Annotated in this window: 24 protein-coding genes and 1 pseudogene; 17 read left to right on the top strand and 8 right to left on the bottom strand. The window is 63.8% G+C overall.

Annotation, left to right across the window (positions count from 1 at the left end):
- Positions 1-13: 13 nt before the first annotated feature.
- Both IPM84_18855 and sucC read right to left on the bottom strand, forming a co-directional pair.
- Positions 14-430, bottom strand: coding sequence for an HIT family protein (locus IPM84_18855; GenBank protein ID MBK9094788.1), 417 nt, complete (start codon positions 428-430; stop codon positions 14-16).
- Positions 431-432: 2 nt separating this feature from the next.
- Positions 433-1,578, bottom strand: a complete 1,146-nt coding sequence (gene sucC, locus IPM84_18850) for an ADP-forming succinate--CoA ligase subunit beta (GenBank protein ID MBK9094787.1) — start codon at positions 1,576-1,578, stop codon at positions 433-435.
- Between the two features lie 223 nt (positions 1,579-1,801).
- Between sucC and IPM84_18845 the strand changes: the two genes are divergently transcribed.
- Complete coding sequence (locus IPM84_18845) at positions 1,802-4,006, top strand: hypothetical protein (protein MBK9094786.1); 2,205 nt, start codon at positions 1,802-1,804, stop codon at positions 4,004-4,006.
- A 54-nt stretch (positions 4,007-4,060) separates the two neighbouring features.
- Positions 4,061-7,624 carry a hypothetical protein gene (locus IPM84_18840; protein ID MBK9094785.1) on the top strand — a complete coding sequence of 1,188 codons (3,564 nt, stop codon included), beginning with the start codon at positions 4,061-4,063 and terminating at the stop codon, positions 7,622-7,624.
- 76 nt (positions 7,625-7,700) lie between these two features.
- Here the strand turns inward: IPM84_18840 and galT are convergent, their stop codons facing one another.
- The 5 genes from galT to IPM84_18815 form a co-directional block, all read right to left on the bottom strand.
- Complete coding sequence (gene galT, locus IPM84_18835) at positions 7,701-8,699, bottom strand: galactose-1-phosphate uridylyltransferase (protein MBK9094784.1); 999 nt, start codon at positions 8,697-8,699, stop codon at positions 7,701-7,703.
- 24 nt (positions 8,700-8,723) lie between these two features.
- Positions 8,724-9,242 carry an AmmeMemoRadiSam system protein A gene (gene amrA, locus IPM84_18830; GenBank protein ID MBK9094783.1) on the bottom strand — a complete coding sequence of 173 codons (519 nt, stop codon included), beginning with the start codon at positions 9,240-9,242 and terminating at the stop codon, positions 8,724-8,726.
- A gap of 26 nt (positions 9,243-9,268) precedes the next feature.
- Entirely contained in the window at positions 9,269-10,414 is a 1,146-nt protein-coding gene (locus tag IPM84_18825) for an acyl-CoA dehydrogenase family protein (protein MBK9094782.1), read from the bottom strand.
- 163 nt (positions 10,415-10,577) lie between these two features.
- A complete protein-coding gene (locus IPM84_18820; protein ID MBK9094781.1) occupies positions 10,578-11,153 on the bottom strand; it encodes a phosphatase PAP2 family protein in 576 nt (191 codons plus the stop codon).
- Between the two features lie 74 nt (positions 11,154-11,227).
- Complete coding sequence (locus IPM84_18815) at positions 11,228-11,998, bottom strand: nucleotidyltransferase family protein (GenBank protein MBK9094780.1); 771 nt, start codon at positions 11,996-11,998, stop codon at positions 11,228-11,230.
- Positions 11,999-12,263: 265 nt separating this feature from the next.
- Here IPM84_18815 and IPM84_18810 point away from each other — a divergent pair, with 265 nt between their 5' ends.
- The 11 genes from IPM84_18810 to ssb all read left to right on the top strand — a co-directional run bounded on the left by IPM84_18810 (position 12,264) and on the right by ssb (position 19,953).
- Positions 12,264-13,448, top strand: a complete 1,185-nt coding sequence (locus IPM84_18810) for a DNA double-strand break repair nuclease NurA (protein ID MBK9094779.1) — start codon at positions 12,264-12,266, stop codon at positions 13,446-13,448.
- A 40-nt stretch (positions 13,449-13,488) separates the two neighbouring features.
- The gene (locus IPM84_18805) at positions 13,489-14,082 is read left to right on the top strand and encodes a hypothetical protein (GenBank protein ID MBK9094778.1); all 594 of its coding nucleotides are present in this window, start codon (positions 13,489-13,491) and stop codon (positions 14,080-14,082) included.
- Positions 14,083-14,095: 13 nt separating this feature from the next.
- Entirely contained in the window at positions 14,096-14,602 is a 507-nt protein-coding gene (locus IPM84_18800) for a cupin domain-containing protein (GenBank protein MBK9094777.1), read from the top strand.
- A 49-nt stretch (positions 14,603-14,651) separates the two neighbouring features.
- Positions 14,652-15,413 carry a glucose 1-dehydrogenase gene (locus IPM84_18795; protein MBK9094776.1) on the top strand — a complete coding sequence of 254 codons (762 nt, stop codon included), beginning with the start codon at positions 14,652-14,654 and terminating at the stop codon, positions 15,411-15,413.
- Positions 15,414-15,550: 137 nt separating this feature from the next.
- Positions 15,551-16,081, top strand: a complete 531-nt coding sequence (locus IPM84_18790) for an adenylate kinase (GenBank protein ID MBK9094775.1) — start codon at positions 15,551-15,553, stop codon at positions 16,079-16,081.
- 244 nt (positions 16,082-16,325) lie between these two features.
- Positions 16,326-16,658: a hypothetical protein gene (locus IPM84_18785; protein ID MBK9094774.1), complete on the top strand. Its 333-nt coding sequence runs from the start codon at positions 16,326-16,328 to the stop codon at positions 16,656-16,658.
- Positions 16,622-17,017 carry a hypothetical protein gene (locus tag IPM84_18780; GenBank protein MBK9094773.1) on the top strand — a complete coding sequence of 132 codons (396 nt, stop codon included), beginning with the start codon at positions 16,622-16,624 and terminating at the stop codon, positions 17,015-17,017. Before IPM84_18785 ends, IPM84_18780 begins: the two co-directional genes overlap by 37 nt.
- Positions 17,018-17,055: 38 nt before the next feature.
- The gene (locus IPM84_18775) at positions 17,056-17,274 is read left to right on the top strand and encodes a DUF2283 domain-containing protein (GenBank protein MBK9094772.1); all 219 of its coding nucleotides are present in this window, start codon (positions 17,056-17,058) and stop codon (positions 17,272-17,274) included.
- Positions 17,275-17,315: 41 nt separating this feature from the next.
- Positions 17,316-17,792 carry a low molecular weight phosphotyrosine protein phosphatase gene (locus IPM84_18770; GenBank protein ID MBK9094771.1) on the top strand — a complete coding sequence of 159 codons (477 nt, stop codon included), beginning with the start codon at positions 17,316-17,318 and terminating at the stop codon, positions 17,790-17,792.
- Entirely contained in the window at positions 17,789-19,441 is a 1,653-nt protein-coding gene (locus IPM84_18765) for an ATP-binding protein (protein MBK9094770.1), read from the top strand. The genes IPM84_18770 and IPM84_18765 overlap by 4 nt, the downstream gene beginning before the upstream one ends.
- 122 nt (positions 19,442-19,563) lie before the next feature.
- Positions 19,564-19,953, top strand: coding sequence for a single-stranded DNA-binding protein (ssb, locus tag IPM84_18760; protein MBK9094769.1), 390 nt, complete (start codon positions 19,564-19,566; stop codon positions 19,951-19,953).
- Positions 19,954-20,145: 192 nt separating this feature from the next.
- On the opposite strand, the gene IPM84_18755 is transcribed toward ssb, so the two are convergent.
- Entirely contained in the window at positions 20,146-22,140 is a 1,995-nt protein-coding gene (locus IPM84_18755; GenBank protein MBK9094768.1) for a S8 family peptidase, read from the bottom strand.
- A gap of 275 nt (positions 22,141-22,415) precedes the next feature.
- Between IPM84_18755 and IPM84_18750 the strand changes: the two genes are divergently transcribed.
- The 4 genes and pseudogenes from IPM84_18750 to IPM84_18735 all read left to right on the top strand — a co-directional run bounded on the left by IPM84_18750 (position 22,416) and on the right by IPM84_18735 (position 26,650).
- Complete coding sequence (locus IPM84_18750; GenBank protein MBK9094767.1) at positions 22,416-22,943, top strand: bifunctional nuclease family protein; 528 nt, start codon at positions 22,416-22,418, stop codon at positions 22,941-22,943.
- Between the two features lie 120 nt (positions 22,944-23,063).
- Positions 23,064-24,445, top strand: a pseudogene (gene dnaB / locus IPM84_18745) (replicative DNA helicase).
- Entirely contained in the window at positions 24,442-25,173 is a 732-nt protein-coding gene (locus IPM84_18740; GenBank protein MBK9094766.1) for a DnaD domain protein, read from the top strand. The pseudogene dnaB and the gene IPM84_18740 overlap by 4 nt, the downstream one beginning before the upstream one ends.
- A gap of 61 nt (positions 25,174-25,234) precedes the next feature.
- Positions 25,235-26,650: an ATP-binding protein gene (locus IPM84_18735; GenBank protein MBK9094765.1), complete on the top strand. Its 1,416-nt coding sequence runs from the start codon at positions 25,235-25,237 to the stop codon at positions 26,648-26,650.
- The last annotated feature ends 9 nt before the right edge of the window (positions 26,651-26,659 follow it).

Raw genomic sequence — 26,659 nt, 5'->3', positions numbered from 1 at the left:
AATCCAGGCCAGATCAGTCATGCAGGCGCTGGCGCATATCGGTCGCCAGGCCATCCAGCTCCGCATTAGACGCCCGGCGACGATTGCCGGGAACGTGCAAGCCATCGCCGACGTAACGCGGCAACAGGTGCATATGAAAATGAAAAACAACCTGGCCGGCCACGTGTTCGCTCGATTGCCAAAGGTTCATGCCATCGGCGTTGGTGACATCACGCAGCGCCGGCGCCAGGCGCACCGCCACGGCCATCACCGCGGCAGCCAGCTCTGGTGTGACATCGTACAGATTGCGCACGTGCTGCCGCGGTACGATCAGGCAGTGCCCGCGCGTGGCCGGGTAGATGTCCATGAACACCGCCACCGCGTCGTCCTCGTAGACGAATACGGCCGGCGCCTCGTGGGCAATGATCTGGCAGAAAATGCAGTCTTCCATATTTAGAACTTCAGCTCGCCCCGGGCGGCGCGCACGGCCTTGTCTGCGGCCTCATCCAACGTGGCGGCCGTGCCCATGTGCGCATCGGCCAGGATGGCGCGCCCCTCCGCTTCGTTGGTGCCCACCAGGCGCGCCACCATCGGCACCGTGGTGGGAACCTCCCTGAGGGCGGTCAGAATCCCGCGGGCCACCTCGTCACAGCGCGTAATGCCGCCAAAGATGTTGAACAGCACCGCCTTGACGTTCTTGTCCGAGAGGATGATGCGCAGCGCGGCCGCAACCTTATCGGCCTGCGCACCGCCGCCCACGTCCAGGAAATTGGCCGGCGAACCGCCATAGAACTTGATGATGTCCATCGTGGCCATCGCCAGACCCGCGCCGTTGACCATGCAGCCGATCTCGCCATCCAGCTTGACGTAGCTCAGGCCAAAGCGGCGTGCCTCAGCTTCGTAAGGGTCTTCCTCATCCACGTCGCGCATCTCGTCCAGATCAGGATGGCGGAAGAGGGCGTTGTCATCCACCGCCATCTTGCCGTCCAGGCCCACCAGCTTGCCCTCGCCCACAATCGCCAGCGGGTTGATCTCAGCCAGCGAGGCATCGCTCTGCACAAACGCGGTGTAGAGCGCCTGCGCGATGCGGATGAAATCGCTCACCAGCTCCCGATTGACCCCCATGGTCATCGCCATCTCGCGCGCCTGGTAATCCTTCAAGCCCAGGAAGGGATCAATGGCGATCTTGGTAATTTTCTCCGGCGTGTGCGCGGCCACCTCTTCGATGTCCACACCCCCTTCGCTGGAGCCCATCATGACCACGCGGCGCTGCGCGCGATCAATCACCAGGCCCAAGTAAAGCTCTTTCCTGATGTCGGCCGCTTCATCAACCAACACCTTACGCACCTTCAGCCCCTTGATGTCCATACCCAGGATGCGTTCAGCTACCGCTTCTGCTTCATCCGGGGTGTTCGCCAGCTTGATGCCGCCGGCCTTGCCGCGCCCCCCCACCAACACCTGTGACTTGATGACCACCCGCGTACCCAGGCGCCGAGCAATGTCACGCGCGGCCGTGGCGGTGGTTGCCACCTCGCCGCGCGGGATCGGCACGCCAAACTTGGCAAAGATACGCTTCGATTGATACTCTTGCAGGTTCAAAGGTTTCTCCTTCTGTCAACTAAAACTGATTTCCAGATGACTTGAATTCATCCTTCCTCTTTCCTCATTCAGCATTCAGCCTTCAGCCTTCATCCTTCAGCCTTCAGCCTTCACCCTTCATTCTATCATGCCTGGCAGGAAAGGGCAAAGCCTTTGGCGACTTTGGCAATCAAGACTATAATGCATCTGCCCCACATCTGGATTGTCACCTGGAGGAACCCTTATGCAAAGCACACCGCATCGCCTGATTTTCCTGCTTGTCTCTGGCCTCGTCCTCAGCCTGATCTTCGCTGCCGCGGCCGGCGCACAGTCCGGCGCTGATCTGTGGGTGGACGCCAACGAGGCCGACCTGCCTGCGGGCGGCGAACGGCTGATCGTCCCCCAACGCTACCGCACCCTGACCCTCGATTCGGATGGCCTGCTGGCCCTGCTGCAAAGCGCGCCGGCCGAAGGCTCGGAAGCGGCCGGGCAGGGCAGCGTCATCCTCACCCTGCCCCTGCCCGACGGCGCCTGGGCGCGCTTCCGCCTGGTCGAATCGCCCATCATGGCGCCGGAGCTGGCCGCGCGCTTCCCTGAAATCAGGACCTACGCCGGCCAGGGGGTGGATGATCCCACTGCCGTCACCCGGCTGGACTGGACGCCCCTCGGCTTTCATGCCATCATCCTGTCGAGCACAGGGACGGTTTACATTGATCCCTACCGCCGCGGCGACACCCGGCACTACATCAGCTACGACACGCGTGATTTTCAGGCGCCGGCCGACAAGCGCTTCATTGAAACGCTCCCGCTGGACGATGGCATGGGCGCCACGATCGCCGGTCTGGTCGCGGCCCAACCGCTGGCGTCGGCCGGCCCGCAGTTGCGCACCTACCGCCTGGCCGTGGCCGCCACGGGCGAGTACACGCAGTTCTTTGGCGGCGCCGTCGCCCAGGGCCTGGCCGCAGTCGTCGTCTCGGTCAACCGCGTGGACGCGGTGTACGAGCGCGAAGTAGCCGTGCGCATGGTCCTGGTCGCCAACAACAACCTGGTCATCTACACCAACCCCGCCACAGACCCCTACACCAACAGCAACGGCAGCGCCATGCTCGGCCAGAATCAAGCCACCCTGGACGCGGTCATCGGCAGCGCCAATTACGATGTCGGTCATGTCTTCAGCACCGGCGGCGGCGGCGTGGCTTACCTGGGCGTTCCCTGCCGCGCCGGCTGGAAGGCGCAGGGCGTCACCGGCAGCAGCAGTCCGGTCGGCGACCCCTTCGACATTGACTACGTGGCGCACGAAATGGGACATCAGTTTGGCGGCAACCACAGCTTCAACGGCAACGCCAATGCCTGCGGCGGCGGCAACCGCAACGCGTCCACGGCCTACGAGCCGGGCAGCGGTTCCACGATCATGTCCTACGCCGGCATCTGCGGCGCGCAAGACCTGCAGCCGCACAGCGATGACTACTTCCACGTCGTCAACTTCAACGAGATCATCGCCTACACCACGGCCGGTCAGGGCAACACCTGCCCGGTCGTCACCAACACCGGCAACGCGGCGCCGGTGGTCAATGCCGGAACCGGCGGCTTCACCATCCCCAAACAGACGCCGTTCACCCTGACCGGCTCCGCCACCGATGCCAATGGCGACCCTCTGACCTTCAACTGGGAGGAGTACGACCTGGGCAGCGCAGGCGCGCCCAACAACCCCATCAACCCGCCCTTCTTCCGCTCCTGGCTGGCGACGGTCAGCCCGTCACGCACCTTCCCGCGGCTGAGCGACCTGGTGAACAACACCACCGTCATCGGCGAGATCCTGCCCAACGTCACGCGTGCGCTCAACTACCGCCTGACCGTGCGCGACAACCGCCTGGGCGGCGGCGGCGTCAACACCGCCAACCTGGCCTTCAATGTCACCACTGCGGCCGGGCCTTTCGCGGTCACTGCGCCCAACACTGCGATCAGCATCCTGGGCGGAACGCCCATGAATGTCACCTGGAATGTGGCCGGCACCACCGCCGCGCCGGTGAGCTGTCCCACGGTCAACATTCGGCTCTCCACCGACGGCGGCCTGACCTACCCTGTGCTGCTGGAGGCCGCTACGGCCAACGACGGCGCGCAGACTGTGACGACGCCGAACGTCAACAGCAGCACGGCGCGCGTGCAGGTGGCCTGCGCCAACAGCGTCTTCTTCGACATCTCGAATGTCAACTTCACCGTGCCGGCCTGCTTCTGGGCTGACGTGGACTGCTCGTGCAATGCCGGCAGCACCGTGGTGGAAACGGCCGACATTGCCGCGACGGCCGGGGCCTGGAACGACTTCAGCAACCGCGGGGTCTACACGCGCATCGCCGACATCGAATGCCGGGCCGCAGGCGGCTGCAATGGCATCAACGATGTTCGAGACGTGCAGGCAGCCGCCTCGGCCTGGAACACAGCCTGCCCGTGAAGCAGCCCACCGAATGAATCCGGTGTCTGATAAGTGAGCAGTGAGAAAAATCGTATGCACACTCGCTGGTGGTTGAGCCTTGTTGTCCTCCTCTTCTTGCTGGCCCTGGCCGCGCTGACCGTGGTGCGGCCGGCCCTGGCAGAACCGGCCGCGCCCTGGCAGGACCGCCGCCTGGCGCTCGGCGCGTGGACGGGGCCGCTGGCCCCGCCCGCGCCGCCGCCGTTCTACTGGGTGGCGCCGGACGCGGCCAAATCAAGCACACCGCCCAGCCTCGCGCCCAACCTGCCCGACCTCAGCGTGCAGTGGATCGAGCGCACCCCGCGCTACCAGCGCTTCTGCCTGGACTACAGCAGCGGCTTACCCGACCTGTGCGCGGGCACGCAGGGGCTGCGCCGCTTTCCCCTGCCCGGCGAAATCGTCACCTTCAGCGCAGCCATTGCCAACCAGGGCACGCTCACCAGCCCCGCCGCCAGCGCCGTTTGGGCCATCCTGCCCGCCGCCGCGTCTCCCGGAGTCCCGAACTCGTTCGGGGCCGCGCCTGGCCGGCCGCACATCACCCTGGCGACGCTGCCGCCGCTGGCGCCCGGCGTCACCACCACGCTCACCCTCACCTGGCCCTGGCAGACCGACCGCTTCACCGTCACCCTGACGCTCGATCCGGCCATTACCTTCAGCGAAATCACGCGCAACAACAACCAGCGCAGCGACGCCACCGATGCGCTCTACATGGATGTGCTGGTGCATCCGCTGATCGTGCAGGCCTTTGCCACCCGCACCAACCTGGTCGGCTCCTGGAGCTTCGACGACTGGATTCAGGCGCAGTTCGACCGCATGAACGTCAACCTGGCGGCCGCGACCTATGCGGCCGCGCCCAGCGGCGTCCTCGACCGCGTGCGCATTGATGTCATCACCGCCACCGAGGAGGTGGGCGGCGACCTGGTCAGCGGCAGCGTCTGGTTCGACGGCCGCTGGACCTTCCGCGTGGAGCCGAACGATCCTGACACGCCGGAGGATGAGTCGCTGCTCTCGGCCGAGAACTATGCGCAGACCTTCGCCGGCGCGATTGACTGGGGCCTGATCCACGAGCTAACCCACCAACTGGGCATCATTGACGAGTACAACCTGAACGTCGCGGGCAGTTACCAGAACCAGGTGACCGACAGCGACGGCCGGCCGCTGCTGCTCGGCTTCGACTGGCCGCGGCCGGGGCTGATGGGCGGCGGCGATGTCGGCTCGCACACGCCCTGGCGCGATTACGGCGACCACACGGCGCTGGCGCTCAACCGCAACCAGGGCCAACGCCGCGGTTATTTTGGCGAGTATCTGTTCGATGTGCCGGCCAGCAACAGTCTGGCTGTGCTCGACAACCGCGGTCAGCCGCTGCCCGGCGCGGCCGTGGCAATCTTCCAGACCGCCGGCGGCGTCGTGCAGAGCGTGCCCATCGCCAGCGGCGTGACCGGCGCGGATGGCCGCGTGGCCCTGCCCAACCGCAGCCTGCCGCTCGGCGGCATCACCACCGCCACCGGCCACACCCTGGCGCCCAATCCCTTCGGTCAGATTGACGTCGTCGGCTTCGGTGCGCAGCTCCTGGTGCAGGTCAGTCAGGCCGGGCAACCGCCGTTCTATGCCTGGTGGTCGCTGACCGATTTCAACCTGGCCTACTGGCAAACCGGCGCCGGCGCGTACGAACGGGAATTGAACACGCACCTGCCCGCGGCCGGCGCGCCTGCGGCGCCGCCGGCGCTCGACGGCCGCGTGGATGGCGCCACCGTCAGCCTGAATTGGACGCCCAGCCCGTCGGCGGACATCAGCGCCTACCGCATCTACCGCGGGCAGGAACCGACCTTCTACCCCCTGACGGTCATCGCCACCACCAGCGGCCTCAGCCTGGTGGACACCTCGCACCGCACGGCTCGCTACGCGGTGACGGCCGTGGACAGCCAGGGCCGCGAGAGCGGCTTCAGCCCCATCTTCCGCGCGCCGCGCACCATTTTGCCGGCCGCGGTCACGGTCAACCCAACCAGCGGCGAGCGGGCCATCCTGGATGGTCACGACGGCGCCTTGCTCACGCAGTGGGCGGATGACCGCTGGGTGGGGAGGCAGGGCACGGTACACCTGGGCCTGGCCGGCAGTCGCGCCCTGGTGCGCAGCGCGGACGGGCAACTGCTGGCCGCGGTGACCGGCGAAAACCGCATCAAGGTGCTGGACAGCCAGCGCCAACTGGTCAACTGGTTTGGGTCGGAGGGCTTTGTCAGCGGCCCGCTGCACGGCCCGTCAGGCGTGGCGCTGGCGAGTGCGCCGTTCACCATCACCGGGCGACCGGCGGCCGATGGGCAGACGCTGGGCCTGGCGCCGTTCGACAACAGCCTCAAGCTGAGCGGCAGCCTGCCGGTGACCGCCACCGGCGTCAGTTTCACGCCCGGCCGTTTCGATGGCGCGGTGCTGGTGGACGGCAACGATCAACTGGCCTACGCGGCGTCCGGCCATTTCGATCCGAACCAGGGCAGCGTGCAACTGTGGGTCAGGCCCGACTGGCCCGGCGCAGACAACCAGGAGCACGCCCTGTTCGAGGCGTTGCAGGCCGGCGGCGACGGCTATCGCCTGCGCCTGGCCAAGGCCGACTGGAACTGGCTCTACGCCTGGTTTACGGACGGCAGCCTGGGGCAGCACGATTTTGCCCTGTACGCGGACGTGTCCGATTGGCAGCCGGGCGTCTGGCATCACCTGGCGCTGGCCTGGCAACCCGCGCCGCCGGACCCGCTCTACCGCCGCTTCACCTTCTGGGTAGATGGCCGCCTGCTGGACTCGCATGTACAGCGCGTCCCCATGGCCGGCATGCCCACCTGGCTCAGCGTGGGCGCGGGCGTGGATGGCCGCGATCAGGCCGACGCCAGCCTGGATGAGCTGTTCATCAGCGGTGTGGCGCGCGTGGGCAACAGTCAACAGACGAGGCTGCTGGTCAGCCAGAGCAGCGCGCACCGCGTGGATGTGCTGGATTGGTTGGGCAACACGCTGAGTCAATTCGGCGGCCTGGGCAGCGGCGCGGGGCAGTTCAGCAGCCCGCAGGCGCTGCTCGGCATCGGCGGGGCCGGCCCGGCTGGGCAAACGATCCTGGTAGCCGACAGCGGCAACGGACGCATCGAGGCGCTGCACGCTGACGGCGTCAACCTGACCTGGCAGGCGCACTGGGCCACGGGGCTGAACCGGCCGCAGGGGCTGGCGCGGCTGCCCGGCGACGCGGTCGCGGCCAGCGATGTGGGCGACAGCCAGATCAAGCTGCTCACGCCGGCCGGCGCGCTGCTGCGCAGTTGGAGCGAGCCGAACGATGGACATACCGGCAGCTTCTGGAGCCCGCTGGGACTGACCCTCCTGCCCAGCGGCGATCTGCTGGTGGCGGACACCTATAACGGCCGCGTCGTGCGCATCATCGGCGCCGTCACCCTGTGTTATGATTTCAACAGCAGTGGCTTGGTGGATGTCAACGACATTCAGGCCGTGGCACAGCGCTGGTACGACCCGGGGCTGTACGATGCGCGCTACGACGTGATTCCCGACGGCGTGATTGATGTGGTGGATGTGATGACCGTGGCCGCGGCGTGGAACCTGGGGTGTGCGTAGGAGCAGTTACAACGCGGGGGCGCAAAGATGTTTTCAGGCAGGATTGTGCCCTCACCTGCGCCGGGAAAGCCCTCGGTCAGCCGTTCGTACTGCGCAAAAAGGCCGCACATTCTTCTGGCAGGGCCGCGTTGATGCGCATGCCAGAGCCGATCTCGAAACCGGCCGTGGTGTTCAGCCGCGGCACGACGGTGAGATACCAGTGCGTGTAGTCGCGACCCGGTTCATGCACCGGTGCGGAGCGCACCATGAAATTATAGTCCGGATCGCGCAATCCCACATACAATTTGCCGGTGATCAGGCGCAGCAGCGCGGCCATCGCCTCGATCTCTTCGGGCGGCACGTTGTTGAACGAATGGCGGTGGCGCTTGGGCAGCAGCCAGACGTGAAAGGGAGTTGACGCGGCATAGGGTACCAGGGCGACATGGTGGGCGTTTTCGGCAATGATCCGCGTGCCCGCTTTCAACTCCTCGGCCAGAATGTAACAATGAACGCAGTGACCGGTATCATCGAAATATCGCCGCGCCTCTTCCATGCGCGCGCGGGTGTTTTGCGGCACGATGGGCAGGCCGATGATCTGGGCGTGGGGATGGGCAATCGAGGCGCCGGCGCCAGGCCCGTGGTTCTTGAAAATCAGGACATGCTCGATGCGGCTATCGTGGGCCATCTCGCGCGCACGCTTTTGCAGGGTGAGCAGTGTCCAGGCCACCTCGGCATCCTTTTGCAGCGCGGACGTGGTGTTGTGCAGCCGTGATTCGACCACCACCTCGTGATAGCCCACGGCGTGGATGCTGCGCTCCACGCCCTGGGAGTGGCGCTGCGGGTCACCTTCCCGTTCCACGGCCGGGTAACGGTTGTTGAGCACCCGCAGTTGCCACGGGCCGGTGGTGGGCACGCGCAGCACTTCGAATTCAGGCCCTTCTTCATTGCCAGGGCAAAAAGGGCAATGCGCATCGAGGACCGGTTGGTCCGCGGTCACAGGGCGCGAATTGGTGATGAACTGCTCCGGGCGCTTGGCGCGCTCGCTGGCAATGATCACCCATTCTTTCGTCGCGATGTTCTGACGGATCTCCGGCATAGTGACCGTGCCCCTTACACTGCGTCAATCGTACTTTTCGGTACTGAAGCGAAACAGGCGTATCGGTTCGTCTGCACCGATTGTCGCTTTGCGCCGCGCCAGCGCCACCTGCAACGCCGGCGTCTCGATGCCCTCGATGTTTGGCAGCAGCAGGCCGCGGCGACCGTCGCGTTGGCGTACCACAATCACACCGAATCGGGCTGGGTCCAGGTCGCTCAAGGAATCTACCGGCTCTGGCTCGCCCAGCACCGAGACTTCGATGCGCAGAGAGGGTACTTCATCTGGCGTCACCGGCCGAAAGCGTGGATCGCGCGTGGCCGCCGCCACACTGCCGGCCACCACTTCTGCCGCCAGTGACGCGGTGACGGGGACAACCGATCCAATACAGCCGCGCAGCGCGCCGTCGGCCGTCCACAGGGTGACAAACACGGCGGCCGGTGTGGGGAACTGCTGTACCACGTCGGCCGGCGCGCTGAAAGGGCGGTGATGAACGATCGTTTCCTGCAGCGTTTGCCGCGCCAGTTCAACCAGCGGGTGAGACATGACGCCTCCCTTCGGCTCAGGCCTGCCTATTCTTCCAGCAAGCGGCGCGCGATCACCAGGCGTTGAATCTCACTGGTGCCCTCGCCGATTTCCATGAGGCGGTTATCCCGGTAGATGCGCTCCACCGGGTACTCTCGTGAATAGCCGTAGCCGCCATGAATCTGAATGGCGCGGTAGCAGACACGCTCGGCCATTTCCGTGGCAAACAGCTTGGCCTGCGCCGCTTCTTTGGTATACGGCCTTCCCAGGTCTTTGAGCCACGCCGCCTTGAAGACGAGCAGACGCGCGGCCTGAATGTCGGTGTCGCTGTCGGCCAGCATCCACTGCACTGCCTGGTGATTGGCGATGGCGGTGCCGAACGCGGCGCGCGACTTGGCGTAGGCGAGGGCGGCGTCCAGTGCGGCCTGCGCCAGGCCCACGCTCAGCGCGGCGATGCCGATGCGCCCGCCGTCGAGCACCTCCAGCGTTTGATGCAGGCCGCGACCCTCCTCGCCGAGCAGGTTTTCTGCCGGCACGCGCACGTTGTCAATCGCCACCGCGTAGGTGTGAGAGCCGTGCAGCCCCATCTTCTCTTCGGGTTTGCCCGGTTGAAAACCTGGCGTGCTCGTCGGCACGATGACGTGACTCAGGCTGCGACTGCCGCCGCGCTTGTCGGTGCGCACCAGCAGCAGCGCCGTGGTGGCCTCGCCGGCGTTCGTGAGCCACATCTTGCTGCCGTTGATGACCCATTCGCTGCCCACAAGCTCGGCAAAGGTGCGCACGCCCCCCTGTAAATCCGATCCGGCGCCCGGCTCGGTCAAACCGAGGCAGCCGATGTGCTGCCCCTGGGCCAGCGGGACGAGGTAGGTCCGCTTTTGGGCGTGGGTGCCAAAGCGGTTGAGTGGGCCGCAGCACAGTCCCAGGTGCGCGGCCACAATGAGCGCCGTGGAACCACAGCCCCGGCCCAATTCTTCGATCAGAATCGCCGCGCTGATTTGATCAGCGCCGGCGCCGCCATACTCCTCCGGGATGTTCAAACCCAGGAGGCCCAGCGGCGCCATCTTTTTCAGGGTGTCCCATGGGTATTCACCCGTCTCGTCCACATGCCGCGCGCGCGGGGCAACTTCCCGATCTACGAAATCGCGCACCATCGCGTGTAAAGCTTTGTGCTCATCATCGAGTTCGAACAACATTGTCTTGTCTCCTTGCGCTGTAGCGCAAACGGGTGACGTTTTCGCCAACAGGCGTATTCTCTGTACCGTGTATCCCCATTCTACCACCGCTCGTTTATCGGGGTCAAGCAGCGGCCGTAAGCCAGGGCGCATATCAGGGTGGAGGGCCGCGCCCTGACCCCGATCAGACGCGACCACCGGTGACCGCGAAGATGAGTAGCGACGTCGCGACGCCAATGGTGAGACCGATGACGACATCGAGCAGGTAGTGAACACTCAGGGCCACGCGGCTCCAGGCGGTCCACAATGACACACCGATGAACACCCAGGCGTAACCGGGAAAGAGGATGGCGCCCCAGGTCGCGACGGCGCCCATGCGTGTGGCGTGGCCGGATGGGAAGCTGTGACGGTCATATTTGACCGAATAGAAGCCGTGCTGTTCCTGTGGGCGCTGGCGTCGCAGGATGAACTTGCTGGAGGTGGTGAGGCTGCCGCCAACCGCCATGCTGATGATCCACAGCAGCACACCGCGGCGCAGAGGGTCATCGCCCAGCCACAGGCCCAGCGCGGCCAATGTGAACCAAAGGTAGCCGTCCCCCAGGTGTGCGCCCAGCCAGGCCAGGCCGTAGCGCGCATCCCCGTGACGCGTCACCACGAGGCGCGCACTGCGCGCACGATCCCAGGCTCCGATCCGGCTGCGCCAGGTGCGGCGGTCCGTTTGTTGGGACGGGAGCGGAAGATGCGGCGGCTGTTCGCTCACGATACTGCTTGCTGACCCCCTATTGGCGCCGACTGGGGCGGAGCTGTGCGTCTCCCTGGTCTTCGGTCCATTTTCTAGCCCATTCTCTGGCGCACGATGTCGTACTGGAACGGTTTGTCCACGTCCATACCGATGGCCGCGTAGGGCGCCACTACCGCGCGGCCACGGACCTGGAAAATACGGGTTGCCACTCGTTCGGCGTCGGGCAGGCTCAGGCGACCCACCGCCAGTTTGAGCAGGGTGCCGACGCCCATCAGGAGCGCCTGCCGCCAGGCGCTCTTGCGCCGATCGAGCGCGGCGCGCACCAGGCTCTCGCTGCGATGGGCTGCGGCCAAGCGCACCATGAACAGATCGCCGCCGCAGTGAGGCCCCTCGCGGAAGCGAATGTAACTGCGTTTAGAAGTTGGAAAAGCGGTTTCCATGACCGCCTTGGGCACAACCGAGTAATAGACGTCATGTTCGGATTGCCGGCAGGTCGCCACAAACCATTCGACCATGTCCGACGTCAGCAGGGGAATGTCGCCCGATGCGACGAGGGTCATAATGGCATCGGGATGCTGACGCAGCACCGTATCGAGACCGGCATAGACGTTATCGAGCAAGCCCGGTTGATTACGAACGAACGTCACCGGCGTGCCCAAGTCCACCCCTTCTTCAGGGGCAATGCCCATGACGATGATATCGCGAACGGAGGGGGCTGCGCGCAGGGCATGTACGACGTGCCATACCATCGGCTTGCCCGCCAGCGGCGCCAGCGCCTTGCGCGGCGAGCCGGTGTACTCGGCCAGCAAATCCGGTTTCCCTTCCGAGTATCCCGCTGTGACGATGACATCAATTGGCTCCATAATCTCTCCTCGTCTCTCCTTCTGAGTGGCGTTCGCAGCCCGTTCGATCCAGGCGCTGTGCAGATTCGCCTGCTGGATTATACGAACGAACGATCAAGATGGCAAAGCCGCAGGGGAGCATTTCAGTCCTGGGGCACAGCAGCCCTTCAACTTGTCAAAGTCATCCCTTCGAAGCCATGCCTGTTTAACTTGACACCAGCCGCGGCCATGCGCTACAATTTCCACGGTTCCCCATCACCCATCAGCTCTGCACGGAATGAGACCGATGCCGCTTGACCTTGAGAGCCTGAGTACACAAATAGAGCAGATGACCCAAAACCTGAGCCTGGACGCCTCTAGCGACCGCCTGGCCGCGGCGCGTGAGCAGTTCCTGACCCGGGACGCGGCCTATCTGCGCGGCCGGCTGGACGATCCCCAGGCGCACCCGGCCTGGCTGGTGGGCTATCCCCTGGAGCCGCTGACCAATCGCTACCCCCTGCCCCCGCACAGCGATAACTTCTGCGTGGTCGCGTCCGACGGCTCGGCCATCTACCCCGACCGCCACAGCCCCGTGCGCTACTACGTCATCAATTCCGGCTATGCCATTCTGACCTACGGCAGCCAGCCCGATGCGGAGCTGGGCAGCCAGTGCAAGCTGTTCTACGAGGACGAGGATGTCTTCATCTCCCCCAAATACCAGACTCTGCCCATTGATGGCGCGCTGGTCGCGGTGAAGATGGCGGTCTCTGAGATGGAAACCCTGGTGCAGGCCACAGAGGCGATCTCCGAGCCGGAGGCGCTGGCGCTGCGCGATGGCACCTTGATCGTCTGGGGATTGGACAGCCCCAGCCTGAGCGAGGAGGTGCGCACCCGCTTCTTAGGCCCCTATCTCGACGCCCTGGAGACGCTGCGCCAGCGCCGCGTGCCGGTTGCCAGCTACATCAGCTTTCCGGGCAGCGACGAGATCATCAACGCGCTGCGCGTCGGCCTGTGCCCGGACGAGCATGTCGTCTGCTCGCGCTGCGTCACCCTGCGCGACAGCGGGCTGAACGCCTGCGCCCCCATCGTGCCGCTTGAAGATCGGCGCTTGCTCGATTCCATGCTGGAGGACGGTCAACGCACCGGCCTGTGGCTGAGCCGCCAGCCGGTCGTGCGCAAGTTCTATCCCCACCCGGCCCAGCAGATTCTGTTCTTCTACGTCAACGTGGGCGGCGAAATTGGCCGCGTCGAAGTCCCGCAGTGGGTGGCAGACGATGCCGGCCTGCTCGACCGGGTTCATGCGCTGGTGGTGGACCAGTGTCGCCGGGGGCGCGGCTTCCCCCCCGCCCTGGTCGAGGCGCACGAACAGGCCGTCATCGCCATGGGCGACCGCCAATTGGTCGAACAACTGCTGGAAGCCGCCCTGGCCCAGCAGCAGATTTATGTTGCCCGCTCGCTGAAGGACCGCAGCAAGCGCGAGCGTAGCATCTAGGAACACAAAGGAAACTGTTCAGCAAAACGATGGAGAGCGCATGACGGATCGTTGCGGCGAGATCATCGCCACCAATACCAGCAGCTTCGTGGCCGAGAGCTACACCTTGCACCAGCCGCCGCCCTTGGGCAGCCTGGTCTACGTGCAGCCCACAGCCGGCCAGCCCATCTACGCCGTGGTCAGCTTTGGCAACACCGGCGGATTGGACCCTGGGCGCCGGGTCGTGCGCCGCAGCACTGAAGATACGTTCGACAGCGCCATTTACCAGCAGCACCCGCAGCTCTCCAAGACGCTGCGCACCGAGTTCAGCGCGCTCCTGGTCGGCTATCGGGACGCCCTGGGCCGGCTGCGCCGTCATCTGCCCAGCCAGCCGCCGCCGCTGCACTACTCTGTGCTGCCCTGCGACCTGCCGACGCTCACCGCGTTCAGCGAACAGATGACCTACTTCCGATTGCTGCTGGCCGCGCAGGGCGAGCTGCCAACCGAACAGCTCCTGGCCGCGCACATTCGCCAGACGTACACCCTGCGCGGGAACGACTTGCCCTGGCTGGCCCGCGCCGCGCGCGAGGTCTCCACACTGCTGCAGGCCGAGTCCGCCCGCCTCCTGACCGTGCTGTACGACATCGAACCGTGAGAGCGCCCACCACATGCTGACCGCCCAACAACTGATCGAACTGCTCGACCTGAAGCCTCTGCCCATCGAAGGTGGATTCTTTCGACGGACCTTCACCGCCTCAGACGCTGCTGTGCAGAAGGCCGCGCCGGCGCGCGATCGCGGGCCGCGTGCGCTGGCAAGCGTCATCTACTTCCTGCTGTATGACGACCACTTCTCGGCCCTGCATCGCCTGCTGACCGATGAGGTCTATCATTTCTACCTGGGCGATCCAGTCGAGCTCCTGCTGCTGCATCCCGACGGCGACAGCCAGGTGGTCATCCTGGGGCATGATCTGGAGGCCGGCCAGCACGTGCAGTTTGTGGCGCCGGCCGGCGCCTGGCAAGGTTCACGGGTGCGCCCGGGCGGTCGCCTGGCGCTGCTGGGCACCACCATGACCCCGGCCTATGAGCAGGATGAATTCGAACTGGGCGCACGCGCCGCGCTGTTGGCCGATTATCCTGAGCAGGCCGCGCGCATCGCCGCACTGACGGCCGCCTGATTTCAGGCCAGTCAAGGGAGATCGCATGGACATTCCTCATCCTTCCGCACTGTTCGACCTGACCGGCCGGGTGGCGCTCATCACCGGCAGCGGCAGCGGCCTGGGACAGGGCCTGGCGATCCGTTTTTCCCAGGCCAGCGCCAAAGTCATCGTTCATTTCAATGCCAGCCGCGCCGGCAGCCAGGCGGTAGTCGAACGCATCGAGGCCCTGGGCGGCGAGGCACTGGCCCTGGCGGCCGACCTGACCCAACCGGACGAGGTGACTCGCCTGGTGACGCAGGCCGTCGCGCACTTTGGCCGCGTGGATATGCTCATCAACAACGCGGGCCTTTACCCTCTCGCCGGCCTGCTCACGATGGCGGCCGCGGAATGGGACGCGGTCATCGCCGCCAACCTGCGCAGCACCTTCCTGTGTACGCAGGCAGTCGCCCGCCAGATGATCGCCCAGGGCAGCGGCGGCGCCATCGTCAACATCACCTCCATCGAGGCGGAGAACCCGGCGCCCCATCACAGCCACTACAGCGCGGCCAAAGCCGGCGTTTTCATGCTCACCCGTTCAGCCGCGGCGGAGCTGGGGCGTCACGGCATTCGCGTCAACGCGGTGGCCCCGGGCCTGATCTGGCGCGAGGGCCTGGAACAGGACTGGCCGGACGGCGTCAACCGCTACCTGGCCGCGGCGCCGCTCGGCCGTCTGGGCATGCCGGAGGACGTGGCCGACGCCTGCCTTTTCCTCGCCTCGCCCGCGGCCCGTTGGATCACCGGCGCCAGCCTCACCGTTGACGGCGGCGTCCTCACCCACCAGGTCTACTGATCTCCGATCTCCGATCTCCGATCTCCGATCTCCGATCTCCGATCTCCGATCTCCGATCTCCGGTCTCCGATCTCCGATCTCCGATCTCCGATCTCCGGTCTCCGATCTCCGATCTCCGATCTCAGGAGTCACCCACCATGCAGCGCATCTCCGTCGTAGGCACCTCCGGTTCAGGCAAGACCACCCTGGCGCGCGACCTGGCGCAGCGCATGGGCGTGGCGCACATCGAGCTGGACGCCTTGCATTGGGAGCCGAACTGGCAGGAAGCTCCGCTGGATGTCTTTCGGGCGCGGGTGGCCGCGGCAGTGGCAGCCGAGACCTGGGCCGCGGACGGTAACTACAGCGCGGTGCGCGATCTGGTGTGGGCGCGTGCCGACACGGTGGTGTGGCTGGACTTCACGCTCGGCATCATTCTCTGGCGCTTGCTGGGACGCACGCTGCGCCGCGTCCTCTGCCGTGAGAAACTGTGGAGTGGCAACCGCGAAACATTGGCCGCCCAACTCAGCCGTGATTCGATCATCCTGTGGGCCTTGCGCACCTACAAACGCCGGCGGCGTGAGTATCCGCTGCTCTTCTTGCAGCCAGCCTACCGCCATCTGCACGTGATTCACCTGCGCACACCGGCCGCAGTCAGGGCATGGCTGGATGAATGGAAGGCGGAATGCTGAATAAGAAAAGCCTCTCTATGCCCGCACCTACCACTGCGACTGATCTTGTCGCCAGTTTCCGCATGAATCAAGCCATTGACCATCCCAGCCGCTTGTGCTACAATTCGTTCGACTTAGGAATGAGAATTAAATAAGTGTCACTTTGGTGCTGTCTGTATGCTCAGAATTTGCTCGGAACTGGACAGTTAAAAAATTCTCATTCCTTAGACGAAAGGTTAGCTGTTTCCGAAATCGAGGTTCGAGCATGGTGACAGTAGCGATTAGAGATAGGTACGTCGAGGCCCTGAAGCCTTTTGGCAGCCTGGAAGATGCGGTCAACCTGGCCTTACAGCGTTATGCAATTGAGCAGGTCACAGCCAAAATAGCCGACCTAAGGCGCAGAGATGCCGTGTATCAGGAGAAGTACGGTATGCGTTATCCGGCCTTTGTCAAGCATGTCGGTCAAGATGAAGCCTTTGTGAAGATGATCGAGAGTACGATTTCCAAGACCTGGGAGATTGATCTGGCTGACTGGGAATTCTGCCATCAAGGAATGCAAGATTGGACGCGCAAGCTGCAAGCCATTTTAATAACATAGTTGCACGAGCCTTCGCCACCTTCGAGAATATCGAATACTCCACCGATACCACGCCCATGCGCAGCATCTTGCGCTTGCATGCGGATTATGGCCCCAATCGCATTTCAGTAGTTGAGATGTTCAGCGATGGCGTTCGGAAATATGGCTACTACGTGCTGCTCGGGGACTGGGTAATAGCGGGGTTCGACAACAGCCCTGATCCACGTGCCATCCGTCTCAAGTACGGCAGAATTGGTGCTCAGTATGCAGGGAAACTGGTACCACATCTTCATTTACGGGACAAAGCTGATCTTGTTTTGACCGATGAGATCATATTTGAGTCATTTGTTGAATGGATTCACACCAATCTCTCACGATAAAGCCTCGGATACAGATGACTGAGGACGAGAGGTGAGGAATGCAAATTGATTATGATCCGCAGGCAGACGCGATCTATATCCGGCTGCGCGCCGGTGAGGTAGATGACACGTTGACCGTTGGAAAGTACGTTTTCGTTGATGTGGATAGAGATGGGGTGCCTCTGGGATTAGAGATCGTGTTTGCTGGACGAATTCTGGCCGGACAGGATTTGACCAGCTTCACGATAAATCTGAATCGGGTGGCTCAGCTCGCCTGAGCCTTGTAAAGGGATGCAAGATTGGACGCGTGGATTGTCTGATGATTCAAGTTCTTTTCATCTGCCTGGGTAATATCTGCCGCTCGCCGATGGCCGAAGCGGTGTTTCGTCACCTGGTGACGCAGGCCGGGCTGCAGGATAGGATCGAGATTCTGTCTGCCGGCGCCAGTCAATGGCATGTGGGTGAACCGGCGCACCGCGGCACGCTGGCTGTGCTACGCCAGGCTGACATTGCTCACCAGGGCCGCGCTCGCCAGGTGACGCCGGCCGATCTGCGCGCCGCCGATTACATTGTCACTATGGATCAGGACAACATTTATGATCTGCAGCGCCTGGACCTGCGCGGTGATCTGGATGGCAAGACGCATCGGCTGATGGAGTTTGCCCCGGCCAACTTTCCTCGTGATATCCCCGATCCCTATTACGATAACAACTTCGATTACACCTACAAGCTGGTGGTCGCCGGCTGCCGTGGGCTGCTGGCCTTCCTGCAGGAAAGAGGAATGGGGTTACCATGACTCAACACGAACGACTGGGGATTATCACTGACGGGGCCTTCAATGCGACGCTGACCGCGCGGCTGGAGGCCGGGGTGTCCACCGAAGGGCTGAGCATTGGCAGCTTCGTGATTGTGGAGGGCGAGGATCATCTCTACTTCAGCACGATCAGCGACTTGCAGCTGCGCGTAACCGATCCTGGCCTGCTGAGCGTGCCGCCCGGCGCCGCGTCCACCTTCGTCCGCGCCGCGCTGGCCGGCATCAGTACCTACGCCGTGGTGCAGGTCAAGCCGATGCTGATGATCAAGAAGCCGTCGGCCGATCCTCTGGCCTTTGTGGACCAGACGGCGCGGCCGGAGCCGGTGCGCACCATCCCCATGCATTTCGCCATCCTGCGTCACGCCAGCGAGGGTGATTTCGAGCTGGTCTTTGGCCGCGAGGGCGGCAAGTTCTTCGCCATGGGCACGCCGCTGGTCGGCGCCGATTTGCCCATCAGCCTTGACCTGGAGCGCCTGATGGAACGCTCCAACGGCGTCTTCGGCCAGTCAGGCACGGGCAAGTCGTTCCTCGCGCGCCTGCTCCTGTGCGGCATCGTCCAGCGCAAGGTGGGCGTCAACCTCATCTTTGACATGCACGATGAGTATGCGTTCGGCGTCACCTCCGAAGACAAGGTCATGGTCAAGGGCCTCAAAGACCTGTTCGGCACCCGTGTGCAGGTCTGGTCGTTGAGCGAACAGGCCGGCCGCCGCGCCGGCCGGCGGGTGGATGCCATTTTCAAGATCGGTCTCAACCAGATCGAGGCCGATGACATCCTTCTGCTGCGCGAGGAGTTGGACCTCAACGAGACGGCTGAGACCACGATTGCCCTCCTGGAAAGGGATTTTCACGGCGCATGGCTTGCCCGCCTGCTCGGCATGACACCGGCGGAGATGGAAGATTGGGCGAAGGGCGCCAACGCCAGTTCCAGCGCCCTGGCCGCGCTGCAGCGCAAGCTCTACCTGGTGGAGCGCCGTCCGTTCGTGGTGCCGCAGGCCGACACCAAGGCCATTGATGAGATTGTGGCCCTTCTCGACCGGGGCATCCATGTCATCCTGCACTTTGGCAGCGAATCGCGCACGCTCGACCATATGCTGGTCGCCAACATTGTGACGCGCCGGGTGCGCGAGCTGTATGTGCAGAAAATGGAGAAATTTGTCGAATCGCGCAATGAGGCCGATGCTCCCAAACCGTTGATGATTACCCTGGAAGAGGCGCACAAGTTCCTCAACCCGCGTGCGGCCCGCCAGACCATCTTCGGCACCATCGCGCGCGAACTGCGCAAGTTCCGCGTCACCTTGATGGTGGTGGATCAGCGCCCCAGCGGGATTGACAGCGAGGTGCTCTCGCAACTGGGCACGCGCGTCACCGGCAAACTGACCGAAGAACGTGATATCGAAGCGGTCCTGACCGGCGTAGCCAACCGCGCGGCCGTGCGCGCCATGATGGAAAGCCTGGACACCAGGCAGCAGATTCTGATGGTGGGTCACGCCGTCCCCATGCCGATCGTGCTGCGCACGCGACGCTACGACGAGGCTTTCTACCGCGCCGTGACGAGCGATGAGCGTCGCGGCGACGACCGTAGCCCGCTGCCCAGCTTCAGTCAGGATATGGACGATTTGTTCGGCGCCTGAGCGCGATTTTTGCCCTCCTCTTTTCGTTAGGCCTTCCGAAGCGGACTGTCCGCTGACAGCACTGCTGGCGATTGACAGCACTGCTGGCCACTGTCACGTCGAACAAAACAGGGAGGACTCATATGGCAAACTTGAATCGCGTGCAGTTGATCGGGCGCCTGGGTCGTGATCCGGAAGTGCGCTACATCCCCAGCGGGGCGCAGGTCGTATCGTTTTCGATGGCGGTTGACCGTGTCTGGAAGGGGCAGGACGGTGAGCGCAAACAGGCCACGGAGTGGTTTCAACTGGAGGCCTGGGGTCGCCTGGGCGAAATCTGCCAGCAATATCTGAAGAAGGGCAGCCTGGCCTACGTGGAAGGCGAGTTGCGTAACGATCAGTGGGTTGATGACAAAGGCGAGAAACGCTCGCGCACCAAGATCAACATGAACGGCTTGCAGCTACTGGAACCCCGCCGACATGATGAGCCGCCCCCGCCGCCCCTGGAAGAGCCAGCGATCGAAGAACCCTTCTAAATCACGTTGACGTGAAAACCTACGGCTGGGAGCGCGGGCGTTTCGCCCGCAAAGTCGCCAGGCTTCGACGTGAAAACTCCAACGCCGTTCCGCCATCTTCCCCCTTCGCCAACGCCGTTCCGCCCTCTCCCCCCCTTCTCCTCTCCGCAGCGCGGAGAGGAGAAGGGGCCGGGGGTTGAGGAGAGGCTGCCCTTAGTTGGGCGCGGCGGCCCAGACGCTGAGATTGTCGAAATCAATCCGCACGCCGCCCTGGTCGAAACTGGCGGCAAAGAGCGCCGCCGCCCCCGTGTCGAACGTGCCATCTTCGACGGTGGCCAGCACTTGCCCGTTGACCGTAACTTTGAACTGCTTGCCTCGTGCCTCGACCCGCAGACGATTCAGATAGCCCACCTTCAGAATGGCTTCGGCCGGTGTCCACGGAATGATCTCCTGCCACTGCCCACTCACCAGGCGGGCAAAACTGTAGGACCCCTGTGAGGTCAGCCCCACGTAGTAGAAATTGCTGCTGTCACGCTGGCGCAGGATCAAACCGTAGGCGCCTCCGGCTGGCCCATCCGTTTGGCCGGCCTCCACCTCGATCACCACATTGTCATAACGCCCCGGAATGGCCTGACTCAGCAGGCTCTGCGGCTGCCGGGCGATCAGATAATAGCGCCCTTCGGCCAGACCGCGCTGCTCCTGCTCATTCTCGTTGGTCGGCCAGGCCGGATCAGGGCTTGTGAAATCCTGGCGCAGCAGGACATTCAAAGCCGGCGTCGGTGTGACGGCCCGCGCCTCCAGGACGCGCAGCGCGCTATCCAGCCCGCCCAAAAGGATCAAGAGCGAACAGAGGCACAGCGTCAGGGCAGCCAGGGCCAGCCCGGCCCACCACAGCCCCCTCGACAACGTGCGCCGCGGTCGCGGGTCAGGTGGCATTGGCGCGGCCGGGGTCAGCGGGAATGGCGCGTCTGCCGCGGTCTGCGAGCGGGGTGCAGAGCTTGCGGCGCTGCCTGCGAAGTCGCCGGCGGTGTGCCCGACCCGGTAGGCGGCATAGGCATCGCCGCGACCCGCGCCCTGCGTCTGCGCGTGACGCCCCAAATCTTTGGCGCCGGCCAGCAGATGCGCCTTGACCTCCGCCGGAGTTGCATTGGGATCGGCTTCCAGGAGCAGGGCCGCCACGCCGCTGGCATGGGCCGTGGCCATGCTGGTGCCGGATGCTTCGGTGTACAGGTCGCCCTGACTCGCACCCATGTGCGTGCCACGCGCGCGGGTTGAGGTAATCAGCGTGCCGGGAAAGAGTACATCGGGCTTGATGCGCCCATCGGCTGTGGGGCCATGCGCCGAGAATTCAGCGATGCCGTCGGCATCGGTGCTGGCGCCCACGGTGAGCACCTGGCGCGCACAGCCCGGTGCGCCCACGCTGTGTGGAGCCGGGCCGTCATTGCCGGCCGCCACACACACCACCACACCCTGCTGCACGACCGCGTCGCAGAAGAGCGACAGCGCGTCGCTGCCATCGCCGTAGTGCTCGCTGCTCAGCGATAGATTGACGACACGCGCCCCCTGTACCACGGCCCAGTCCAGGCCGGCCATCACATCACTCGACCAGCCGGCGCCCCGATCGTCCAGGACGCGGGCCACGAGGAGCGCGGCATCCGGCGCCACACCGGAAAAGCGCCTGGCGCTGGCGCTGCCGCTGCCAGCAATGATGCCGGCGACATGGGTGCCATGTCCCTGACGGTCGAGCAGGTTGTCGCCGGCAAAGACGGCCGAGCCGACCACGCGCCCGCGCAGGTCAGGATGCGAGACATCAATGCCGGTATCGAGGAGAGCCACGCGCACACCGCGCCCGGTGACGCCCATGCCCCACACGCGCGGCGCCTGGATCAAGGACACGGAAAAATCAAGGCACACCTGCACAGGCAGGTCGTACCACAGGCGGTCAATGGCCGGATCGTCGCGCAGCGCGTAGATTTGTCCTGGCGTGGCCAGCAGTGCCACCATCGGCAGGAGCCGATACTGGTAACGAACGGCAACGACAGTTTGCCCGGGACTCAACGAGGGCTGCAGGCCGCGACTGACGTCCAGCCGCACGATGAGCGGAATGGCCTGCTCGCTCTCAGTCTTTTCGATTTTTTCGATCTTTTCTATCTTTTCGATCTTTTCTATCTGCGCTTGAAGCAATGGGTCTGTTTTTTGCCGGTTCATCCCTGTCCTTGCCGGTCGCACCCGCGCCGGTTTGTTGCCCAAATAGCTGCGGCGATTATATACTGCAAGCGGGAATAGACTTCACTTTTCCGCCTACGGAAACAGGCGCAATTCGTGCCCGCTTGCAGTATACCATTCCGCCCGCACATCTCCAACTGCTCACTTTGGTACGACTTGTGCCTTGTGGTATAATCTTTCTGGCGTGGTAGGCGCCGGCACGCTCCGTAGCGCATTGTCAGAGCTTGCATGTCCAACTGCTTGTGAGGAGGCACCGCATGATCGAGGTCACGATTGATAGCGTTCGGGTCAGCCTGATGTCACAACACCGCGTGGTGGTCTTGAAAGAAGTTGACGGCGAGCGCTACCTGCCCATTTGGATCGGGCCTTTCGAAGCGGACGCCATCACGATCCAACTGCAGGGCATCGAAGTGGCCCGACCGATGACTCACGACCTGCTGATGCGCATCATTACCACGCTGGAGGCGCAGGTGCTGCGTGTGCTGATCAATGAGCTGCACAGTGAAACCTTCTTCGCCACGATTGTCGTTGATGCAGCCGGCGAGATCGTAGAGATAGATGCCCGCCCCAGCGACGCGATTGCCCTGGCAGTACGCGCCCGTGTGCCCATCTTCATCGCCGAGGCGGTGATGGACCATGCGGCCATTTTGCCTGAGACCGATACGCAACTGCCGGAACCGGATGAGGCGCGACGCAAGAAGGACAAGACCGCAAAAGACGAAGAGGGCCTGGACATCTTCCGCGAGTTTGTGGAAGGTCTGGACATGGAGAGCTTTGGCGATTAAGAGCCTGTCCAAACGACGAACCCCATCAAACGAAACTGAGCGCGGCGAGGCCATAGCCTCGCCGCTGCTGTCTCAGACAAAACGCAGATAAGTCTGCTTTTAACGGACGACAATCACGGTATGACCACACCGGACAAACTGATCCCTTCCAGCCGGGAAGCCGAAGAGGCTGTCCTCGGCTCGCTCTTGATTGACACCGACGCTGTGATCAAGGTGGCGTCGTTCCTGCGCGCCGACGATTTCTACAGCGAAAAGAATGGCTGGGTCTACCAGGCCATTCTGGACCTGCACGAACGCCGCCAGCCAGCCGACTTCGTCACCGTGTGCGAGGAACTGGGCAGCCGCAATCAGCTGCAAGAGGTGGGCGGGGACGCGTACATCACCGATCTCATCAACGCCGTCCCCACAGCCATTCACATCGAGCACTACGCGCACATCGTGGAGCGCAAAGCGGTCCTGCGCCGTCTCATCACCGCGGCCGGGCAGATTGCCCAGTTGGCCTACGACGAGTCGCGCGAGGTGGATGAGGTGGTGGACGAGGCCGAGCAGATCGTCTTCAACGTCTCTGAACGCCGCATCCGCCACGACCTGGTGCCCATGCAGCAGATCATGGGCGACGTGGTGGATCGAATTGACTACCTGGCCCGCCATCGGGGCGAAGTGCTCGGCGTACCGACCGGCTTCAAGCTGCTGGACAAAATTCTGGGCGGCCTGCAGAAGTCTGATCTCATCATCCTGGCGGCGCGCCCCAGCGCCGGCAAGACCAGCCTGGCTCTCAACGTGGCGGCCAACGCGGCCAAGCGCTACGGCCAGCGCGTGGCCTTTTCAGCCTGGAGATGTCGGCCGAACAGTTGGTGCAGCGTCTGCTCTCCTCAGAGACCGGCATTGACCAGCAGCGCCTGCGCCTGGGCGATGTCCACGACAATGAATGGCCCATCCTGATGGAAGCCGCGGGCGTCCTGGCTAACACCCACCTGTTCATTGACGACTCGCCGGCGGTCAGTGCGCTGGAAATGCGCACCAAGGCCCGGCGCCTGCACGCCGAACACGGGCTGGACGTCATCGTCGTTGACTACCTGCAGCTCATGCGCGGCCAGGCCACGCGCAATGAAAACCGCGTGCAGGAAATCTCCTACATCACGCGCTCGCTCAAGGAATTGGCGCGTGAGATGAAAGTGCCGGTGCTGGCCCTGTCCCAACTGTCGCGCGCCGTGGAGCAGCGCGCCGATAAGAAGCCGATCCTCAGCGACCTGCGCGAGAGCGGTTCCATCGAACAGGACGCCGACATTGTGCTCTTTGTCCATCGTGAGGATATGTACGACGAGAACACCGAGCGCAAGAACATAGCCGACATCATGGTGGCCAAGCATCGCAACGGCCCAGTGGGCACGGTGTCGCTCTACTTTCACAAGGAATTGACGCAGTTCCGCGACCTCGAAATGGTGCGCGAACCGCTGGATCCGGAGGCCTACACCATGAACATGCCTGAGCGCCGGCCATGAAGGGTTTTCCGGGCTTTCCGGCCGGCGACTTGCCCCAGGTCTCGCTGCCGCAGTTCGCCTTCACCGATCTGCTGCCGCTGATTGATCACCTGGCTGAACTCAAAGTCACGCTGCACTGCCTCTGGCGCGCCAGCGAGAAGCCGAGCAGCCTGCGCTTCATCACGCAGGAGGATCTGCTGACCGACACACGCTTGCGCAGCAGCCTGCCCGATAGCGCCGCTATCCTGGATGGGCTGGAACGGGCAGTGGCCCGCGGCAGCCTCCTGCACCTGGTGGTTGAGCACGCTGGCGAGCGCGCCGACTGGTATTTTGTGCATGATGAGGCCGGGCGCACCCTGCAACATCAGGTGCGCAACGGCATCATGCCGGAGTTCGACGATCCGCTGCTGGGAGACCGCGCCCTGCGCGCCGAACGTCCCAACATCTTCGTGCTCTACGAACAGAACATTGGCCTGCTGCAGCCTTTGCTGGCCGATGAACTGCGTCTTGCGGAGCGCGAGTATCCGTTCGACTGGTTGGAAACGGCGTTTCGTGAAGCGGTCGTGCGTAACAAACGCACCTGGCGTTATGTGCAGGCTATCTTGCAACGTTGGGCCAGCGAGGGCCGTGAAGCGCCTATGCCGGAACGTAAGCCGGAGCGCAAGGCCCCAAGCCCCAAATCTGCTGCGGCCAAAGCCCCTAAAAAAGCCAAGAAACTTGGAAAACGGTCCGATCCGTTCGATTACTGAGGATGAGACACTGCCGATGCGCGGCGCTTTCTGCACCACGCAAGAGGTGATGAGGTGACGAGTGAAAAGCCTGGCTGATATTCTGACGCGTGTAGCGCAGGATCACCCAACGACCGCTAAGTCTGGCGAAAGCGCCGCCGCGGGCGCTGATGTGTGCCCAATTTGCCGCGGGACCGGGTTCGTTCTGCGTGATGTGCCCATCTCCGACCCTGATTTTGGCAAGGCGCAACCCTGCATCTGCACCCTGAAAAACGCCGCCTGGGAACGGGCCGTACACCTGCGCCAGGTCAGCAACCTGGGCCAACTGGAGCGCCTGACCTTCGAGCGCTTCTTGCCGGACGGCGTGTCGTTGTCCGAAGAAAAACGGGCTACCCTGCGCCATGCCTACGAACACGCGCGCGCATTTGCCGAGAAACCCGTCGGCTGGCTGGTTCTGCACGGGAGCTATGGCACCGGTAAGACCCACCTGGCCGCGGCCATTGCCAACGTGCGCCTGGCGCGCGGTCAACCGGTGCTCTTCGTCGTCGCCCCAGACCTGTTGGATTACCTGCGCGCGGCGTTCTCTCCGCAGTCCGACGTCACCTTCGATCAGCGTTTCGAGGAGGTGCGCAGCACCCCGCTCCTGATCCTGGATGACCTGGGCGCGCACAGCACCACACCCTGGGCGCAGGAAAAGCTGTACCAGATCATCAATCATCGCTACAATGCCCGTTTACCTACCGTCATCACCACCAACATGCGCCTGCAAGACCTGGACGAACGCGTGCATTCGCGGCTGGCTGATACCGAAATCAGCGAGTTGATAGACATCCTGGCGCCCGATTTTCGCCAGACCAACAAGACTTACGACTCGCTCGATCTCAACAGCCTGGCTCTGCATGAAAATCAGCGCTTCGACAACTTCGATCTGCGCAACCATGAACTGATGGGCGAACAGCGCGCCAGCCTGGCCGAGGCGCTGGCCGTGGCTCAACGCTTCGCCGAAAACCAGGAAGGCTGGTTGATCTTTACCGGAACCTACCACTGCGGCAAGACTCACCTGGCTGCGGCCATTGCGTATGAGCGCCTCAAGCGTTACAGCGCCGCGCCCATGTTCGTTTTTGTGCCCGACTTACTGGATTACCTGCGCGCCGCGTTCAACCCGGCCAGCACGGTGTCGCTGGATGAGCGCTTCGAACAGATCAAGAAGGCCGATCTGCTCGTGCTCGATGACCTGGGCGCACACAGCGTCACTCCCTGGGCCACCGAAAAGCTCTTTCAACTGATCAACTATCGCTACGTGACCCGGTATCCCACCGTTTTCACGATTGCCATTGACAACCTGCCCCTGGAAACGCGCTTTCACGCCCGCGTCTTCGACCCGGGGCGCAGCCGTGAGATCGAAATTCTGGCGCCTGCTTATCGCCCGTCGCTGCGCCCGGCGCTGCGCCCGGCGTCGGCCACATCCGCGCCCCGCGTCCCGCGCCGCAGGCGCTGAGACCGGCCC

The organism is Candidatus Amarolinea dominans (assembly GCA_016719785.1).
Classification (GTDB): domain Bacteria; phylum Chloroflexota; class Anaerolineae; order SSC4; family Amarolineaceae; genus Amarolinea; species Amarolinea dominans.
The sequence above is the reverse complement of the archived record's forward strand: the minus strand, read 5'-3'. Positions and strand labels throughout refer to the sequence as shown.